15 protein-coding genes are annotated in these 16,018 nt (G+C 68.8%); 7 read left to right on the plus strand and 8 right to left on the minus strand.

Annotated elements, in window-relative coordinates:
• Positions 1 to 275: 275 nt before the first annotated feature.
• Positions 276 to 833, minus strand: a complete 558-nt coding sequence (locus LXT23_RS14865) for a hypothetical protein (protein WP_253980822.1) — start codon at positions 831 to 833, stop codon at positions 276 to 278.
• Positions 834 to 901: 68 nt separating this feature from the next.
• Here LXT23_RS14865 and LXT23_RS14870 point away from each other — a divergent pair, with 68 nt between their 5' ends.
• Positions 902 to 1,126 (plus strand): WG repeat-containing protein, encoded by a 225-nt coding sequence (locus LXT23_RS14870; RefSeq protein WP_253980823.1) that lies wholly within the window; start codon positions 902 to 904, stop codon positions 1,124 to 1,126.
• Between the two features lie 80 nt (positions 1,127 to 1,206).
• On the plus strand, positions 1,207 to 2,403 hold the full coding sequence (locus LXT23_RS14875) for an acyltransferase family protein (protein ID WP_253980824.1): 1,197 nt from the start codon (positions 1,207 to 1,209) through the stop codon (positions 2,401 to 2,403).
• Between the two features lie 17 nt (positions 2,404 to 2,420).
• On the opposite strand, the gene LXT23_RS14880 is transcribed toward LXT23_RS14875, so the two are convergent.
• Positions 2,421 to 4,016 carry a hypothetical protein gene (locus LXT23_RS14880; protein ID WP_253980825.1) on the minus strand — a complete coding sequence of 532 codons (1,596 nt, stop codon included), beginning with the start codon at positions 4,014 to 4,016 and terminating at the stop codon, positions 2,421 to 2,423.
• Positions 4,017 to 4,101: 85 nt separating this feature from the next.
• Between LXT23_RS14880 and LXT23_RS14885 the strand changes: the two genes are divergently transcribed.
• The gene (locus LXT23_RS14885; RefSeq protein ID WP_253980826.1) at positions 4,102 to 4,629 is read left to right on the plus strand and encodes an alpha-ketoglutarate-dependent dioxygenase AlkB; all 528 of its coding nucleotides are present in this window, start codon (positions 4,102 to 4,104) and stop codon (positions 4,627 to 4,629) included.
• A 160-nt stretch (positions 4,630 to 4,789) separates the two neighbouring features.
• Here LXT23_RS14885 and LXT23_RS14890 read toward each other — a convergent pair whose 3' ends face one another.
• Positions 4,790 to 5,176 carry a hypothetical protein gene (locus tag LXT23_RS14890; RefSeq protein ID WP_253980827.1) on the minus strand — a complete coding sequence of 129 codons (387 nt, stop codon included), beginning with the start codon at positions 5,174 to 5,176 and terminating at the stop codon, positions 4,790 to 4,792.
• 119 nt (positions 5,177 to 5,295) lie between these two features.
• Between LXT23_RS14890 and LXT23_RS14895 the strand changes: the two genes are divergently transcribed.
• Positions 5,296 to 6,063, plus strand: a complete 768-nt coding sequence (locus LXT23_RS14895) for an MmyB family transcriptional regulator (protein ID WP_253980828.1) — start codon at positions 5,296 to 5,298, stop codon at positions 6,061 to 6,063.
• Between the two features lie 157 nt (positions 6,064 to 6,220).
• Here LXT23_RS14895 and LXT23_RS14900 read toward each other — a convergent pair whose 3' ends face one another.
• Complete coding sequence (locus LXT23_RS14900) at positions 6,221 to 6,748, minus strand: hypothetical protein (RefSeq protein WP_253980829.1); 528 nt, start codon at positions 6,746 to 6,748, stop codon at positions 6,221 to 6,223.
• A gap of 111 nt (positions 6,749 to 6,859) precedes the next feature.
• A complete protein-coding gene (locus tag LXT23_RS14905) occupies positions 6,860 to 8,233 on the minus strand; it encodes a sensor histidine kinase (RefSeq protein WP_253980830.1) in 1,374 nt (457 codons plus the stop codon).
• A gap of 392 nt (positions 8,234 to 8,625) precedes the next feature.
• Between LXT23_RS14905 and LXT23_RS14910 the strand changes: the two genes are divergently transcribed.
• From LXT23_RS14910 to LXT23_RS14920, 3 genes are all read left to right on the plus strand, one after another.
• On the plus strand, positions 8,626 to 10,005 hold the full coding sequence (locus LXT23_RS14910) for a serine/threonine protein kinase (RefSeq protein WP_253980831.1): 1,380 nt from the start codon (positions 8,626 to 8,628) through the stop codon (positions 10,003 to 10,005).
• A gap of 73 nt (positions 10,006 to 10,078) precedes the next feature.
• Complete coding sequence (locus LXT23_RS14915) at positions 10,079 to 10,972, plus strand: hypothetical protein (RefSeq protein WP_253980832.1); 894 nt, start codon at positions 10,079 to 10,081, stop codon at positions 10,970 to 10,972.
• Positions 10,973 to 11,102: 130 nt separating this feature from the next.
• Complete coding sequence (locus LXT23_RS14920) at positions 11,103 to 11,885, plus strand: hypothetical protein (protein WP_253980833.1); 783 nt, start codon at positions 11,103 to 11,105, stop codon at positions 11,883 to 11,885.
• A gap of 14 nt (positions 11,886 to 11,899) precedes the next feature.
• On the opposite strand, the gene LXT23_RS14925 is transcribed toward LXT23_RS14920, so the two are convergent.
• The 3 genes from LXT23_RS14925 to LXT23_RS14935 all read right to left on the minus strand — a co-directional run bounded on the left by LXT23_RS14925 (position 11,900) and on the right by LXT23_RS14935 (position 15,996).
• A complete protein-coding gene (locus tag LXT23_RS14925) occupies positions 11,900 to 12,805 on the minus strand; it encodes an oxygenase MpaB family protein (protein WP_253980834.1) in 906 nt (301 codons plus the stop codon).
• A 34-nt stretch (positions 12,806 to 12,839) separates the two neighbouring features.
• Positions 12,840 to 13,637: a zinc-dependent metalloprotease gene (locus LXT23_RS14930; protein WP_253980835.1), complete on the minus strand. Its 798-nt coding sequence runs from the start codon at positions 13,635 to 13,637 to the stop codon at positions 12,840 to 12,842.
• Positions 13,638 to 13,818: 181 nt separating this feature from the next.
• Complete coding sequence (locus LXT23_RS14935; protein ID WP_253980836.1) at positions 13,819 to 15,996, minus strand: 3-hydroxyacyl-CoA dehydrogenase NAD-binding domain-containing protein; 2,178 nt, start codon at positions 15,994 to 15,996, stop codon at positions 13,819 to 13,821.
• Between the last annotated feature and the right edge of the window lie 22 nt (positions 15,997 to 16,018).

Consider the following 16,018-nt stretch of genomic DNA (forward strand, 5'->3'; position numbering starts at 1 on the left):
CCCGAGGGCCTCTTCAAGTCATTGTTGCGTCATGACTTACAGTTGTGTCAACGCCGCCGATACTTTCCTCACGCGATGATCGCTCCAGCTCAGTGAATAGAAGTCGCAGTGATTGGCGAAGACGCGCGTGTCCGCAACCAAGGCAGGTGCGTCGAGGAAAGTGACAGCCGTATCCGGCGGCCCACAGCCAGGGATTGAGCCGACAGCCCGCCGGGGCGCCTGGCCATCCAGCCCCGCTTCGTCCAGTGCCGCGGCGGTGCAGCCGACGCCCGGGCTCACGAGAAGCAGAGCGCGGTCTTTCCCTCGACGCTGACACGGGCGTTCTCGAAGAGCGCGAGCCAGACACGCTTCTCAATCGAGAAGGGAGCCTTCGAGTCTTTGCCCGCGGTGTCGAGCCTGCTGGCCTCTGCGTCCGAGAGCGCGCCGTTCCCGTCGAGCTTCACCCCTAAGTGTGGGGCCAGCAGGCGGAGCTCCTGGAGCAGGCCCTGGCTGGAGCCGAGCATCTCGCCCGGCATCTGGGGCAGGCCGCTGTCCTGAAAAATCGGGTCCGAGAACTCGACGGGAACATAGAAGCCCTCGCTGTCGGAGTGACAGAGCAGGTGTGAGTCCAGGATGCTCGTCAGCTCGTCGACGAGCGGATCCCCGGCGGGGTCTTCTCCCTGCTTGAGAGGGCGAGGCGGCTTGTTCGTTTCGCGCACGTGCGCGTAGTAGCGGCGCAGGGAGTGCAGATACGAGTAGGGGAAGCTCGAGACGTGCTTGCGGGGCTTGATGTTTCCGAAGCTCTCGGGCTCCTCATGGACGGGCTGGCCTTCCTTCTCAAGGTGCGTGTTCACGGTGCGAAAGGCCTTGCGCAGCCAACTGGCGCCTTCCCTGTCATGTACGAGCAGAAGGACTGGCTCCGGTGAAGGTGAAGGGCCGGTATGGCTTCATCGACCGGAAGGGGACCCAGGTCATCGCTCCCCGCTTCAAGGCGGTGGTGGGGGGATTCTGGCAGGGCGTGGCCCCGGTGAAGGAGGACGCGCTGTTCGGCTACATCCACCCGGACGGAAACTGGGCCATTCCGCCGCGGTTCACTTCCGCCCAACCGTTCGCGCACGGGCTCGCGGCCGTGTCGCTTCCCGACTGAGCCCGTCTGCTCCCCTGACGGCCGACACCCACGCACGTGGATGGGGCACTCGGGAGACTCCCCGCTATGCTCCGCCCGAGATGAAGACCGTGCCTTCGGAGCCCCTGCGCCTGCCCGCGCACCTTCCCGCGCTGGACGGCCTGCGGGGCGTGGCGGTGCTGCTGGTGATTGCCTACCACTCGCTGACCGTGCTCACGACCGCGTCGGTGGGCAGGCTCTTCCAGGTGGGCTGGGCGGGCGTGGACCTCTTCTTCGTCCTCTCCGGCTTCCTGATTACGCGCATCCTGGTGCAGACGCGCGAGCGCGGGGGCTACTTCCGAACTTTCTATGCGCGCCGCGCGCTGCGCATCTGGCCGCTGTACTTCCTGGTGCTGGCCTTCGCCTTCGGCCCCATGGGACGGCTGCTGCCGATGATGGCCTTCGACACCCAGCGGTATCCGTGGGAGCTCTACGCGCTGTACCTCCAGAACCTGTGGCTGACGGACTTCGGCCCCTCGCCGCTCAGCGTGACGTGGTCCCTGGCCATCGAGGAGCAGTTCTACCTGGTGTGGCCGCTGCTCGTGTTCTTCCTGCGGAACGGACAGCTTCGCGCGGTGCTGTGGGCGTGCGTGCTGCTCTCTCCCGTGGCGCGCTTCGCCGCGCTGTATGAGGGCGCGACGCCCTTCCAGGTCTACACCTTCACCCTGTTCCGCCTGGACGGGCTGGCGCTCGGGGGGCTGCTGGGGCTGGGCGTGGTGGACGGCCGCTACACGGCGGAGCGCCTGGAGCAGTGGGGCCGGCGGCTCGCGGTGCCCGCGATGCTCGTGGCCTTCGGACTCTCCTTCGTCTTCTTCAGCCATGGGCACGCCATCCACATGGCCACGGCGCTCGTGGGGCCGGGCGGCGCGACTGTCCGCGCGCTGCTGGTGGCGGGTCTGTACACGCTGTGGGCGGTGGGCTTCGTCAGCCTGCTGGGGTGGGTGCTCACCGGGCGGGTGCGGGTGCTCCAGGCGGTGCTGCAGTGGCGGCCGCTGCGCTTCGTGGGGCAGGTGAGCTACGGGCTCTACCTCTTCCACACGCTCGTCTTCCCTGTCGGCGCCCACTACACGAGGCCGCTGTTCTACCGCTTCATTCCCTGGAGCATCGGCGCCACCGCGCTCGGCCTCCTGCTCGAGTACGCGGTGCTGCTGGCGCTCACCGTCGTGTCATGGCGCTGCTTCGAGCAGCCCCTGCTGCGGCTCAAGGACCGGTTCACCCACACGGATGCCCCCGCCAAGGCCGTGTCGCCCACGACCTGACGGCCGAGCCCGTACCCTCACGGTGTCACCCGCCCCCTCCGGAAGATGGAGCGGCCCTCGCGGAGGCACGCGATGAGCCCGTCGCGGCGCAGCCCTTTTGCGTCGACGACCTCGTCCACGAGCCACAGCCGCACGCGGGCGAGGAGCTCGTCGTTCCGGAAGAAGTCCTCATCCGAGCCCAGCTCGGTCTCCAGGTCACCGCCGAAGCGGATGTCGTGGTCCTCGCCGAGAAAGAGTCGCGCGTGGATGCCGCCGGAGACCATCAAGGACTTGTCATTGCGGAAGCCGTGGATGAGGTCCTTCACGACGAGGTCCCCGCCAACGAAGAAGGCCCCGTCCGTGACGAGGCTCCCACAGCGCAGCGTCCCCGCGATGGCGACCCGGGAGTCCGGGTCACAGTCCCGGACGAGCCCGGTGACTTCGGCATCTCCGAGCACGAGCAGGGTGCCGACGATGCGCAGGTGGCCCTCGACGCGGAGGTCGCCAGGAATGACACGGACCTCGCCGGGCTCCACCTCCAGGTCGCCTGAAACGACCTCCGTGGGACCTGGGGCAGAAGCCGCCTCGCGCAGCAGCCACGCAGCGGCGTAGAGGCCCCAGGGCTCCACGTTGCGCTGGCGCAGCTCGCGAGCCCACTCCTCGGCGGTGGGCGGGAGTGGCTCCATCCACCCGTCCAGGGCTTCGACCTTGCCGTCCTCGAAGGCCGTGTCCGACCGCAGCCGCTCAGCGACGCGGGCCTTCACGTCCTCCAGCGCCGCCCGGGTGATGCCCATCGCGGGCGAAGCCCTGGGCTGCCCACCAGAGGGGGTCGTCGCGACTCCCGTGGGGGGCCGGGTGGGGCGGCGTGCGCGCAGGAGGTCCACGACGGCGCCCAGTGCGATGCACGTGCGGTCATTCGGCGGGTAGCACTCCGTCGCGAGGTGATGGAGGTCCTGCCAGGTGAGCTCGGCCCCTGTGCCCTCGTCACCGAGCCTGGCCACGAGCGCAGGAGGCGGCGACGTGTACCCCAGGCAGCCGTGGAGAAGAGGCGAGGCCCACAGCCGTGCGAGCAACCCGGTGCGCGTGAGTTGCTCGGTATCGAAGTCCTCGGTCAGCTTCGCCTCGAAGACGATGAGCTTCGAGGGCAGCACGAGCGCGAGGTCCGGCTTCGCGTTGAACACGTCCTGGAGTGCGCCGTAGACCTTGCGGTTCTGCACGTCCAGCGCACTCCCCAGGAGGGTGCCCTCGGGCCCGACCCCGATGGAAAGGCGGTCTGCCTTCGTCCGCACCTGGGTCGGGTGGGTCTGCTTCGGGTCGCGAAGGACTGGCGCCAGCTGCGACCACGGAGTGTGCGGATGTCCTCCAGCCACGAGCCCGACCAGCTCATCCATGCGGCCGGAGACGTCGCTGCTCTTCCACATCTCATACGCATCCCGGATGAGGGCGACCTCGCTCAGGACTACGGCGTCGGCGGCCTCGCCGGGAACGTCCAGGCCCCGCTTCCGGAGGGCGGCCAGCACCCGTGCCATCGCGCTCGCCTGGGGCGCGGTGGCAAGCCCCTCATGGAGGAGTCGAAAGAGGTGCGAGCAGGCTGCGCGCTCCTCCCGATTGAAGCGGTCGAAGGGAATCTCCATTCGCGCAATATGCTCTAACTGCTGCCAGATGGGACGGGGCCTGCCTTCCGCGCCCCCGTACGCTAGTGGACGACAGGTCAACCCCATGCCCTCTTCACCGATTGAAGGCGTCGAGCTCATCGAGGGCTTCACGCCCGAGCCCTCCCGAAGCCTGGAGCACTTCCAGGGCGGCATCCCCTGGGACACCCGCATGCGGGCCCGGCTCACCGCGAGCTTCGGTGCCCCCTATGACTACTCCGGTATCACCTACCCGCCCGTTCCCATGCCACCGGACATCCACGCGATGGCGCGGGCGGTTGAAGAGGTGGTGCGCCATCGCATCACCAACTGCCTCATCAACTTCTACCCTGAAGGGACCTCCTCGATGGGGTTCCACTCCGACTCCTACGAGCACCTCGAGCCCGGCACCACGGTGTCCATCATCAGCCTGGGCGGGCCACGGACCCTCCGGTTCCGGAAGAAGGACCAGAAGGCGCACCTCGTCGACGTGCGCCTCGACAGTGGCTCGCTCCTGGTGATGCAGCAACACATCCAGGACACGTGGCTGCACGCGCTACCGCCTGAGCCCAACGCACCGCCCCGGATGAGTCTGACGTTCCGCTGCATCATCTGAGCGCCTGCAAAGAGCCAGGCGCGCACCCGCCCGGAGCGGACGTAGGCGAGCGTGCCGTGCTTCGCGAGCCCGTCCCGGGTGCGGGGCGTGCCGTGCTTGCGCAGCCAGGCGGGTGAGGCGCACGCGAGTGACGAAGCTCGAGCCCCGCAGCGCACCTGGGTCACCCGCGCGCGGGACGGAGGCGAGCGGCCCCCACGAGCTTGAGCGCGAAGACGCCAAGAACGGCGACGGCCTGGGCCACCACGAGCGCGACGCCGACGCCCGACATCCGAGGCGCATACGCCACGAGCAGCGCTCCGCTGCCGAGCACCCACGAGGCGTCGACCGCGAGGTGTACCCGTGCGGCGCTCAGGGGAACTGCTGGCTGGACCGACACCCACGCATTGAACCCCGCCCAGGGCACCAGGAACAGCCCCACGCCGAGCAGGAAGGCCGGGGACAGCGGCCAGCCTGAGAGGGTGGTGAGGAGCGTAGCCCATACCAGCAACACGGCGCCCATGAAGATGGCGGCAAGAGCATCGAGACGGTAGACAAGGCGGTCATCCATGAGGGCACATCCGGTGTGGGGTTCGCCCTGAAGACTCCATGTGCCCGGGGCGCCCCGCAATGACCTCGGAGGGAAGTGCGGCGTCGTTCATCATCGGGTAACCGCGAGGAGGACCTGCTGTGCGTGACGTCGATAGCAAGGATGCGATGGACGCCAGACGCGAGCTGGGCACGCTGTTGAAGGACTGGCGTGCATTGCGTGGCAAGAGCCAGCTCAGCCTGGCGCTCGACGCCGACGTCTCGCCCCGCCACCTGGCCTTCATCGAGTCGGGCCGGACGGCGCCCAGCCAGGACATGGTGCTGCGGCTGGCCGACGCGCTGATGCTCGGGTTGAGAGAGCGCAACGTGCTGCTCGTGGCGGCCGGCTACGCGCCGCGGTTCGGCGAAGGCGCCTGGAACAGCGAAGAGCTGAAGGAGCTCCGCCAGGCGGCGGAGATGATTCTCAAGGCACACGACCCGCACCCGGCCCTGGTGCTCGACGCGGCCTCGACGGTGCTCGATGCGAACGTCGGCGCGCTCACGCTGATGGGAGAGGGGCGAGCTGCGCTCGGGCAGCTGAACCTGATGGACCTGGTCTTCTCGCCAGGACGGGTCCGCTCGGCCATTGGGAACTGGCAGGAAGTGGCGGGCTTCCTGCTCCACCGGCTGCGGGAGAATGCCCGGCTGCGCGGCCCCCACTCCGAGTCCGCGCGCGTGCTGGCACGCGTGCTCGCCTTTCCCGACGCGCGCCACCTTCCGATGCCCGGAGGCTCGGGGTCCGTGCTGGTGCCGTTGACCTTCACCGCCGACGGCGTCACCACGCACTGGTTCACCACCATCACCACCTTCGGAGCACCCCTTCACGCGCTGGCCGAGGAGATCACCATCGAGCAGTTCCACCCGCGCTGAGCCGTGTTACTGCCAGCGCGAGCGTGACGACGGGGCCGCGCCCGGACTTTTCGCTGAGCCCGCGAGGACCGGGGCCCTGCTGAGGCCGTCAACGGCACCTCGCGGAAGGCCAGGTAGAACGCCTGGTTGCCGGCCGCAGCTCACCCCGACAGCACCGTCAGGTGCCGGTGGGCGCCTTGACGCGGGTGAAGCGCAGCGTCTCCGCCTCATCCTTGCCGTTGCTCCGGTAGGTCTCGACCTTCGTGAAGTGGTCCGGGTCGTCGAGCGTCATCACCAGGCGATGCAGGTGCGATGCGCGAGGGGTCTCGAGGTTCGTGACATCCACGAAGGTGAAGACCCACCGTGTCGCGTGGGAGTCCGAGGCAAGGCGGAGGCGGGGCTGGTTTCCCTGCGCGCAGTAGTGCGTCGCCAGCAGGCGCGCGCCATCGAGATGGTAGAGCGTCAACGTCTCCCGGCCCGAAGGCAGCGTGTACGTCTCGACGAGCGTGCTGTTGCCGGAGACGAGCCAGTAGCTCACCCGGATTTCCTTCCCCTCGGAAACAGGCGCGGTCCACGTCCCGACCAGGCCGCGCATGTGCTCGAAGGTCTGCTCGGCGGAGGGGGCTCCCGCGCGAGCCGCCGAAGTGCCGAGGCAGAGAACGACCGCGAGGAGGAAGGCAGAGGTGGAGCGCCGAGGCGTGAGCATGGAGGAAGACTAGCGGGTGGAAGCTCGGCTGTCCGCGACCCCGATGCCTTCCATGGGAAGGGCCACGCTGCAGGGGGTGCCACTTCGCACGCAAGCCTTCGCGGGGGGTTCTCAGGCCGCGACGCCCGGGCCGTTCGTCGAGCCCTGGCGGGCCTGGCGTTCCATCGGCAGCGTGATGATGAACCGGGCGCCACCGCCCTCCCGATTCTCGGCGGTGATGGTGCCTCCCACCCGCTCGACATACTCGCGGCAGAGCGCGAGCCCCAGCCCGGTCCCCTCCCCTGGGGGCTTGGTCGTGAAGAAGGGCTCGAACATGCGCTCCAGCAAGTGCTCCGGAATGCCCGGCCCGTTGTCCTCGACATAGAGGACGACCGTGTCCTCCAGCTCCTTCGCGCGGAGCCGAAGCTCCGGCCCGTTGGGGGCTGCCGTGGCGGCCGTCGCGTCCACCGCGTTCGTCAGCAGGTTCAGCACCACCTGAACGAAGCGGCCCTTGCCGAACCGCACGGGCGCAAGCTGGGAGGAAACCTCGTCGATGACGCGCGCGCCGCCTCCGTTCAGCTTCGTCCTCCCGAGCCGGAGCGCTTCCGCGATGACCTCGGCGGCGGTGCTGGTATCGCCATCGCTCGAGTCATCGCGCGCGAAGGTATTCAGGTCCCGGACAATCTGGTGGATGCGCCGCACCCCTTCGAGCGTCTCGCGGTGAATCTCCTCGAGCTCCTCGGGAGGACACACCTCACCCCGCGCTCGCAGCTCCTCCAGATGGCGCAGGTTCGAGTTCACGAAGGCGAGCGGGTTGTTGATTTCATGCGCCACGCCCGCGGCGAGCTGCCCGACCAGCGCGAGCCGCTCGAAGCGGCCACGGCGCCGCTCGCTCTCGGCGAGCTGCCGCAGGGTCTCCGCGCGCGCCCGCTCGTGGCGCAGCTTGGCCTGGAGGACCCGGCGGTGCGCGTAGGTGCCGTACATCCCGATGACGCCGGCGACCGCGCTCATTCCGCCCCAGAGCGCGACCTTGCCCAGGCTGCCGCCTCCGCTCCCGACGATGACCATGACGCCGACCGTGTTGAGGACGGTGCTGATGACGACCGCGCGCAGGTCACCATGCGCAATCGCCATGAAGCACAGCGGGATGACCATGTTCCAGAAGAAGAGAGGGCTCTGCCAGCCTCCTGTCTGAAGGACAATCACCGGGAAGCAGAACGCCGTCACCACCGCGACGACGGTCGCATGCCAGGAGTGCTCATCCGGCGGGGCCCGGCCGAGCAGCCCGAGCAGGACCATCGTGCCGCCCCAGACGCACCGGGCCGGCAGCGTGGTGAGACTCACCTGCCCCAGGATGGCCCAGTCCAGGACCACGCAGGCGGCACACAGGACTCCGCTGAGCACGTACCCGGCGCGGATGGCGTCGAAGCGGCCGGGAACGTCTCCTCCTCCAGCGGAAGCGGACCCGCCCAGCCTCTGAAGCCATTGGGGTGTGACTGTCTTCATCTGATACAATCATCGCACAGCCGTCCTCGGTTGCCCCCGTGGGGGCCGGCCGGGGCCAACACCCACTGCGCTCACCCCGCACGCACACACCCCACCTGGGTCGTCACACCGCCGTCCCGTGTCGGCTCCCGCCCCACCGCGGTGAGTGGGCCTGGACCCGGTGTTGCCTGGCGCCCTCGGGACAGAAGAACAGGGGCCCTGTCGCGACGCGAGGAGCAGGCCGGGGCGGAGGCAGGAGCCCCACTCCAGGGATTGCGCAGACAGCGGCCAACGCAGACGGTAGGCTCGGCGCGAGCGCGGCGCACCCTTCCCTCCTCGCGGAGCACTTCATGCATCCTGGCCTCCTCGAACCGTCACGCCTCCCTCCGGGGACGAAGGTGGGGCCATGGCGCGTGCGGGAGCGCCGAGGCCTGGGAGCTTTCGGCGCCGTCTACCGCGCCTTCGGGGTACAGGGCGGCGGGCCCGTGGCGCTCAAGCTCGCCCTGCACTTCCTGGATGAGCGCTACGCGCGAGAGGGGGAGCTGCTCTCCCGCATCCGCCACCCGAGCGTCCCCCGGCTCGTGGACCAGGGCAGCTGGCGACAGCTGGGCGACTTCCCGCATCCCTATCTCGTCATGGAGTGGGTCGAGGGCGTGTCCCTGTACGAGTGGGCGCGCGTGCAGTGCCCCACGTCCCGGCAGGTGCTCCACGCGCTCGCCAGCCTCGCGGGCGCCCTGGCGGCCACGCATGCCGCTGGATGCGTGCACCGGGACGTGAAGGGCGACAACGTGCTCGTTCGCACCGAGGATGGTCAGGTCTTCCTGACCGACTTCGGCTCCGGGCACTTCGTGGGCGCCGCCACGCTGACGTCGCCACCGTTTCCTCCTGGGACTCCGCCCTACCGCTCGCCGGAGGCGTGGCGCTCCATGCGACTTCCCCTCCCGCCCTCGGCCACGGCCTATGCCCCTGGCCCGGCGGATGATGTCTTCGCGCTGGGGATGACCGCCTACCGGCTGGTGACCGGCGACTACCCTCCCACGCCGGCACCGATGGACGCGGAATCGCGCATCTGGAGCCCGGAGGGCCCGGGCCCACAGCCGCTCCGCGCCGTCAACGTCCGCTGCTGCGCGGAGCTGAGCGAGCTGGTGTCCCGGATGCTCTCCATCCTCCCCGAAGCGCGTGGCAGTGCACGCGAGCTGGCCCAGGCACTGGAGCACGCCGCGAGGAAGGCAGGGCCGCAGGCGGATGTGCCGCTCTTCGACAAGAAGGAGACCCAGCCCGAAGACACAGAGGCCGTCCTTCGAGACGTCGTGCCCCGGGCGCCCGAGCGTCTCAAACAGTCCTGGCTGGTGGCAGCCTGCCTGGGAGGAGCCGTGGCGCTCGGAGCCAGGTGGCTGCTGAGCGCGCATCCCACGGAAGAGGCCGAGCCGCGTCAGGTCTCAGCGTCCGACGATGCGAAGGATGGCGGCAGCGTGGCGGTTGGAGACTCCGCGCTGACAGCCCCGGTGCCGCTCGTTCGGGAGCCCTTCGCGTGGTCAATCATTGCCGTGGAACCACCGCCCAGGGCCCCGCTACCCGGACAGGCCCGGCCAGACGCGAAGGGCCGTTGTCCCGGAAGGGGGCATGTTCCCATCAACGGTGGGTGCTGGGAGAAGCTCAACCGGGACGAGAAGGACTGCGACGAGGACTACAATTACTACGTGTACAAGGGCGAATGTTACGCCCCCGCAATGCCAAAGCCTCGCCCGTCAACGTCTGGGCCCGCGGAGTCCACTGAGAACAAAGCCCCATGAAGCGCAAGGCATGAAGCTATCCATCCCCCCATGGCCCCGGGCAGAATCCGGATTACGAGGAGGCACATACCGAATGGCAACAGTCACCCTGCGTCATCTGCTGGTCGCTGCCGCGCTGCTGGGAGGTTGCAAGACGGCCGCGCCCGCCGTCCAGTCCCCCGATACGAGTCCTGCGACTGCCCCGAAGGCGGACTGTGGCCCCGCCATTCCGGGCATGGAGGCGGTGCTGAAGCCCGCCGCGTTCATCGTCCTCGGGGAGATGCACGGCACGCAGGAAGCTCCGCTCTTCACCACGCAGCTGGCGTGTCACGCGGCCGCGGCCGGTCAGCCCGTGCGGGTGATGCTGGAGCTCCCCGTGGAGGAGCAGCCGCGCATCGACGCGTTCCTCGCGAGCGAGGATGGCGCGATCGAGCCGCTCACGGCGGCCGGGCTCTGGATACATGCGATGCAGGACGGCCGGAGCAGCAAGGCGATGCTCCAGGCCCTCGTCCGGCTGCGTGAGCTGAAGCGCGCGGGCCTTCCCCTGGAGGTTCGCGCCTTCGACGCGGGCGGCGGCAAGGAGCGCGACGCCAAGATGGCGGCGAAGCTCCTCGAGGAGCGTGCCCAGGCCTCCCGTGACACCTTCATCGTGTTGACCGGGAACCTCCATGCCCGTCGGGACAAGGGCGCGCCGTGGGACCCGAACCTGCGCTTCATGTCCAACCACCTGCTCGAGGCGGAGCCCGGGCTGGTCACGCTCGACATGGCCTACCTGGGCGGGAGCATGTGGGCCTGCACTGGCATGACGGTGGACACCTGCAAGGTCCATCCGCTGAAGCGGGCCCGCTACGAGGAGCACGCGGCGACGCCGCGCATCGTCGTCCAGAAGGGCATCACGCCCGAAGGGTATGACGGCGTCTACGCCGTCGGCACGGCAACCGCTTCACCTCCCGCGGTCCACCAGGCCACGGCGCAGCCCACGCCCTGAGCCCGTTTCAACAGGGTCATGAAGCCGGGCGAGCGGGTATGAGCCCGGCTGCATCATTGCGTCATCAGGGGAAATGCCCGCACGGCCGCAGCGCTGCTGAAAGAGTCGTGCGCGGACTATAGCTGCGTCAATGCCCCTGCTCCCTCGACTCCAGCTCTTCGAATTCCTCGACCAGCCGTGGCTACCCACCCTGTTGCGCCGCGGCGAGGTCGACTACCTGCGCGTCGTCCTCGACCGCATGCGCCCCTACGACAGCGTGGCGCCGCAGCTTGCGGAGCTGCTCCGCACGTCGGGCACGGACCGGGTCGTCGACCTCTGCTCCGGCACGGGAGGCCCGTGGCGCACCCTGCTCCCGGCGCTGCAGGCGGTACACGGCCGGGCCGAGGTGGTGCTCACCGACCTCCATCCCACCCCGGGGCAGGAGCTGCCTCCCGGCGCGCACTACCGCGACACCCCGGTCGACGTCACGCGCATCCCCGAGGAGCTGAAGGGGATGCGGACCCTCTTCGAGGCGCTGCACCACTTCCCTCCGGAGCAGGCCCGCGCCCTCCTCGCTGACGCCACCGCGCGCGGCGTCCCCTTCGCCGCCTTCGAGCTCACCCAGCGCTCGGTGCCGTACCTCATCGGCCAGCTCCTGCTCGTCCTCCCCCTCGTGTGGGGCTTCACGCCGCTCATCCGCCCGCTGCGCTGGTGGCGCCTGGCCCTCACCTACCTGGTGCCCATCATTCCCCTGCTCATCCTCTGGGATGGCGTGGTGTCGTCGCTGCGGACCTATGCTCCGGCGGACCTCGACAAGCTGACAGCGGGGCTCGAGACCAACGGGTACCGCTGGAGCAGCGGAGTCCATCGCGCGAAGGGGATGACCATCACCTACCTCATCGGGCAGCCGGGCCGTCCGCTGTCCGGGGCCTGAAGCATCAAGGCCGGTCACTCCCGGCGCTGCGTGCCTGTCGGAGCGGCGCCGTGATTCACGGGGCAGGTCTTCGGGAAGGTGCCGAGCTGCTCGACGGTGTAGCCGTCCGGGTAGCTGCGGATGTTGGGCCGGCCGCGTACGAAGAGGGGCTCGCGGCGGGGTGACAGGACGTAGCGCACGAACTTCGCACGGGCCTTGAGCGCCAGGCGGGATACCGCCCGGCTGAGTGCGGACGGGCGTGCGTAGTGGAACGCGTCGAGCAGCGCATCCTCCATGAGCGTGCGGGCGAACAGGCGGACGAGCTCCTTCGGCGCGAGATGGGACGGCGGGAAGGTGGTGAGCAGGTCCAGCGTGACGTCGGCGACGGCCCTGCTGCGAGCATCGAAGGCGAAGTGCGTGGCCTCGTAGCCGTCCATCAGCCCGACGAACGCCTCGAACGTCTCCGGGATGTCCCGGATGCCCATGTGACGACCGAGCGCGCGGTAGTAGTGCGTCCACGCGCTCACCTCGTGCGGGGTGAGCGGCCGCCAGCCGAACTCCGCGAGCCAGCGCACCGGCATCACCACGAAGGTGGAGAGCACGTAGCGCATGTCGTCATTGGAGATGTCGTAGGCGCCGTGCATCTGGTTCATGCGCCGCAACGCACTCCTGCCGGACGGGCTGGTCATGCCGTGCTCGAGGATGGCGTCGAGGATGAGCACGGTGTCGTCGTAGCGCTTCTGCGTGCGCTGGGTGAACTCGCCCGTCTCGTGCAGGAGCACGCCGATGCTCGGCACCGCGTAGGTGCGGAACAGCGCGAAGCTGAGCGCCTGCTCGATGTCCCAGGGAAACTCCCGGGTGGTGAGGATGCGGACGATGTCCTCGTACTGCGTCTGCGCATCGAGCCGGTCGGTGCTGTCGCGGAGCGCGAAGCGATTCATCGTTCTTCCCCCATCGAGCCGCGCTCCCGCGGGCTCAGCAACCGCGGCCGTAGAGGTACCTCAGCGCGGTGATATCGGAGCTGGTGAACTCGCCGGTCTCCGTCGTCCGGAAGCAGGCGTTCATGATGGACCCGCCCACCGTGGCGGTGGCCGGCGTGCCGGGAATGAGGATGGCCCCCACGCCAGCGGTGCCTTCGCTGCCGCCGCCGCTGGTGCCACAGCTGATGACCCGGGAGAAGAAGTCCGAGTGACGCAGCCCGATGGTGTGGCCAATCTCGTGCGTGATGATGTGCTCGATGACGTCGGCGCTGTAGCTGGTCACCCCGATGCCGATGTTGATGGTTCCAAAGGGACGGCCATTCGAGGGGAAGCCCGCGTAGCCAGCGCTGCCGGTCACCGTCTGGATGACGATGTTCGCGTCGCAGCCGGTGGTCGGCCCCCGTGCGAAGCCAAAGCAGAGCCCCAGGCCATTGTAGTTGGCGATGGCCATGTCGAGCCCCTGGCTGAGCTTGACGGAGCTGTTGAACGTCACCGTCGGGTTGATGCAGATCTTCTTGATGCTGGGGTCGATGAGGTTGGTCGTCCGGTACTGCTCCTCACTCCCCGCTCCGGGCTGGAGCAGCTCCCGGGAGGCCTGGAGGGACACTTCGGCGTCGCGCCCCGCGTAGACGACCCCGTCGACGGCCACGATGTCATCGGCCGGGAAGCCCGCCTCCATCAGGTTGGCGATGATTTCCCGGGTCTCGTCCGAGGGCTCGGCCTGCGTGTCGGTACCGCAGCCAGCCAGCAACGCTCCACAGGTCACCGCGAGGACTGCCGCTCTCTTGAGCATGTTCGTTCCTCCCTCGTCCTGAAGCGGACAGCAGACTGTCTTAAGACACCCGGTCCTCCAAAGACCAACAAATTCAGGATTAAGCAATAACCGAGGGAATCCCGCCGCTGCAGCCCGGGGAAGAGAGGGCCGTACCTTTCCGGCCCTCCCCTCCTCCCAATGGACTGCGCGCCGGCGACGGCTACTTCAGGAGCTCGCCCCGCTCGGCCTTTTCGACGAGCGACGCGGGCGGCAGGAAGTGCTTCCCGTAGCGCTCCGCCAGCTCGCGCGCGCGCAGCACGAAGCCGCGCGGCCCCGTGCCGGTGCGCCCCTCATAGCCGTTGATGTACTGCACCACGCCACCCGTCCAGGCCGGGAAGCCGATGCCGAGGATGGAGCCCACGTTCGCATCCGCGACGGAGCGCAGCACGCCTTCGTCGAAGCAGCGCACCGTGTCGATGGCCTCGGCGAAGAGCATCCGCTCCTTCATGTCCTCGAAGGGAATGGTGTGGCCGGGCTTCGTGAAGTGCTTCGCGAGCCCCGGCCACAGCCCCGTACGCTTGCCGTCCTCGTAGTCGTAGAAGCCGCCCCCGGTGGAGCGGCCCTTGCGCTGGTGCTGGTCGATGAGCGCGTCCACGACGGCGTAGCTGCCGTGGTCCATCCACGGCTTGCCCTCGGCCTCGACGGCGGCCTTCGTCTCCTGGCGAATCTTGCGCGGCAGGGTCAGCGTGAGTTCGTCCATCAGCTGGAGCGGCGCCGCCGGGTAGCCCGCCTGGAGGCCCGCCTGCTCGACGGACGCGGGCGCGATGCCCTCGCCCACCATGGCGATGGCCTCGTTGAGGAAGGTGCCAATCACGCGGCTGGTGAAGAAGCCCCGGCTGTCGTTGACGACGATGGGCGTCTTCCCAATCTGCACCGCGATGTCGATGGCCTTCGCCAGCGTCGCGTCGCTCGTCTTCTTCCCGGCGATGAGCTCCAGCAGCGGCATCTTGTCCACCGGAGAGAAGAAGTGCATGCCCACGAAGTCCGGCTGCCGCTTCACGCCCTCGGCCAGCAGGGTAATCGGCAGCGTGGACGTGTTGGAGGCCAGCACCGCGTCCGGAGCGACGACGTCCTGCACCTCCTGGAACACCCTGTGCTTCAGCTCCACGCTCTCGAAGACGGCCTCGATGACCAGGTCGCAGCCGGCGAGCGCCTTCGCGTCCGCGGTGGGGAGGATGCGCGCCAGCAGCGCGTCACCCTTCTCCTTGGTGACCTTGCCCTTCTCGAGGCCCTTCTGCACCAGCTTGACGGAGTACTGCTTGCCCTTCTCGGCGGCCTCGAGGCTCACGTCCTTGATGACCACGTCGATGCCGGCCTTGGCGCAGACGTAGGCGATGCCCGCGCCCATCATGCCCGCGCCGAGGATGCCCACCTTCTTCGCCGTGTGCTGCGGGTAGCCCTTGGGCCGGCCGCCGCCCGAGCTGATGTGCTGCATGTCGAAGAAGAACGCCTGAATCATGTTCTTCGCGACCTGGCCGGTGGCGAGCTCCGTGAAGTAGCGCGACTCGATGGTGAACGCGGTGTCGACGTCCACCTGCGTGCTCTCGACGGCCACGGCCATGATGGCGCGCGGCGCCGGCATGTTCGCGCCCTTGAGCTGCTTGCGCAGGTTGGCGGGAAAGGCAGGCAGGTTCGACGCCAGGGCCGGATGCGACGGCGTGCCGCCCGGAATCTTGTAGCCCTTCTGGTCCCACGGCTGCTGCGCGCTCGGGTTCGCCTTCACCCAGGCCTTGGCCGCGGGCAGCAGCGCCTCGACGGAGTCCACCACCTCGTGGACGAGGCCGGCCTCCTTCGCCTCCTGCGGCCGGTAGCGCTGGCCCTGGAGCAGGACCTTCATCAGCGCGTCCACGATGCCGAGCATCCGCACCGTGCGCACCACGCCGCCGCCGCCGGGGAGCAGGCCCAGCGTCACCTCCGGCAGGCCCACCTGCGCGCCCTTCACGTCGGCGATGATGCGCCGGTGACACGCGAGGGCAATCTCGAGCCCGCCGCCCATCGCCGCGCCGTTGATGGCCGCGACCACGGGCTTGCCCAGCGTCTCCAGCGTGCGCAGCTGCGCCTTGATTTCCTGCCCGAGCTCGAAGACCTGCTTCGCGTCCTCCTTCTTCACGCTGCGCAAGTCGTTCAGGTCGCCGCCCGCGAAGAACGTCTTCTTCGCCGAGGTGATGACCACGCCGGTGATGCGGTCCTTCTCCCTGACCAGCCGGTCCACCGCCGCGCGCATGGACTTCACGTAGGCGGCGTTCATGGTGTTGGCGGACTGGCCGGGGTCATCCAACGTCAAGATGACGATGCCGTCGGCGTCCTGGTCCCAGCGGATGGTGTTCTGTTCGCTCATGGGTTCGCTCGATGCTTGTCGA

This window comes from Pyxidicoccus xibeiensis, assembly GCF_024198175.1.
GTDB classification, from domain to species: domain Bacteria; phylum Myxococcota; class Myxococcia; order Myxococcales; family Myxococcaceae; genus Myxococcus; species Myxococcus xibeiensis.

What these genes read in the sequence shown, in the direction of transcription:
- LXT23_RS14920 (WP_253980833.1), top strand. Translation starts at nt 11,103, where the DNA reads ATGCCCCTGCTCCCTCGACTCCAGCTCTTCGAATTCCTCGACCAGCCG.
- LXT23_RS14900 (WP_253980829.1), bottom strand. Translation starts at nt 6,748, where the DNA reads ATGCTCACGCCTCGGCGCTCCACCTCTGCCTTCCTCCTCGCGGTCGTT.
- LXT23_RS14905 (WP_253980830.1), bottom strand. Translation starts at nt 8,233, where the DNA reads ATGAAGACAGTCACACCCCAATGGCTTCAGAGGCTGGGCGGGTCCGCT.
- LXT23_RS14915 (WP_253980832.1), top strand. Translation starts at nt 10,079, where the DNA reads ATGGCAACAGTCACCCTGCGTCATCTGCTGGTCGCTGCCGCGCTGCTG.
- LXT23_RS14890 (WP_253980827.1), bottom strand. Translation starts at nt 5,176, where the DNA reads ATGGATGACCGCCTTGTCTACCGTCTCGATGCTCTTGCCGCCATCTTC.
- LXT23_RS14925 (WP_253980834.1), bottom strand. Translation starts at nt 12,805, where the DNA reads ATGAATCGCTTCGCGCTCCGCGACAGCACCGACCGGCTCGATGCGCAG.
- LXT23_RS14880 (WP_253980825.1), bottom strand. Translation starts at nt 4,016, where the DNA reads ATGGAGATTCCCTTCGACCGCTTCAATCGGGAGGAGCGCGCAGCCTGC.
- LXT23_RS14885 (WP_253980826.1), top strand. Translation starts at nt 4,102, where the DNA reads ATGCCCTCTTCACCGATTGAAGGCGTCGAGCTCATCGAGGGCTTCACG.
- LXT23_RS14875 (WP_253980824.1), top strand. Translation starts at nt 1,207, where the DNA reads ATGAAGACCGTGCCTTCGGAGCCCCTGCGCCTGCCCGCGCACCTTCCC.
- LXT23_RS14930 (WP_253980835.1), bottom strand. Translation starts at nt 13,637, where the DNA reads ATGCTCAAGAGAGCGGCAGTCCTCGCGGTGACCTGTGGAGCGTTGCTG.
- LXT23_RS14935 (WP_253980836.1), bottom strand. Translation starts at nt 15,996, where the DNA reads ATGAGCGAACAGAACACCATCCGCTGGGACCAGGACGCCGACGGCATC.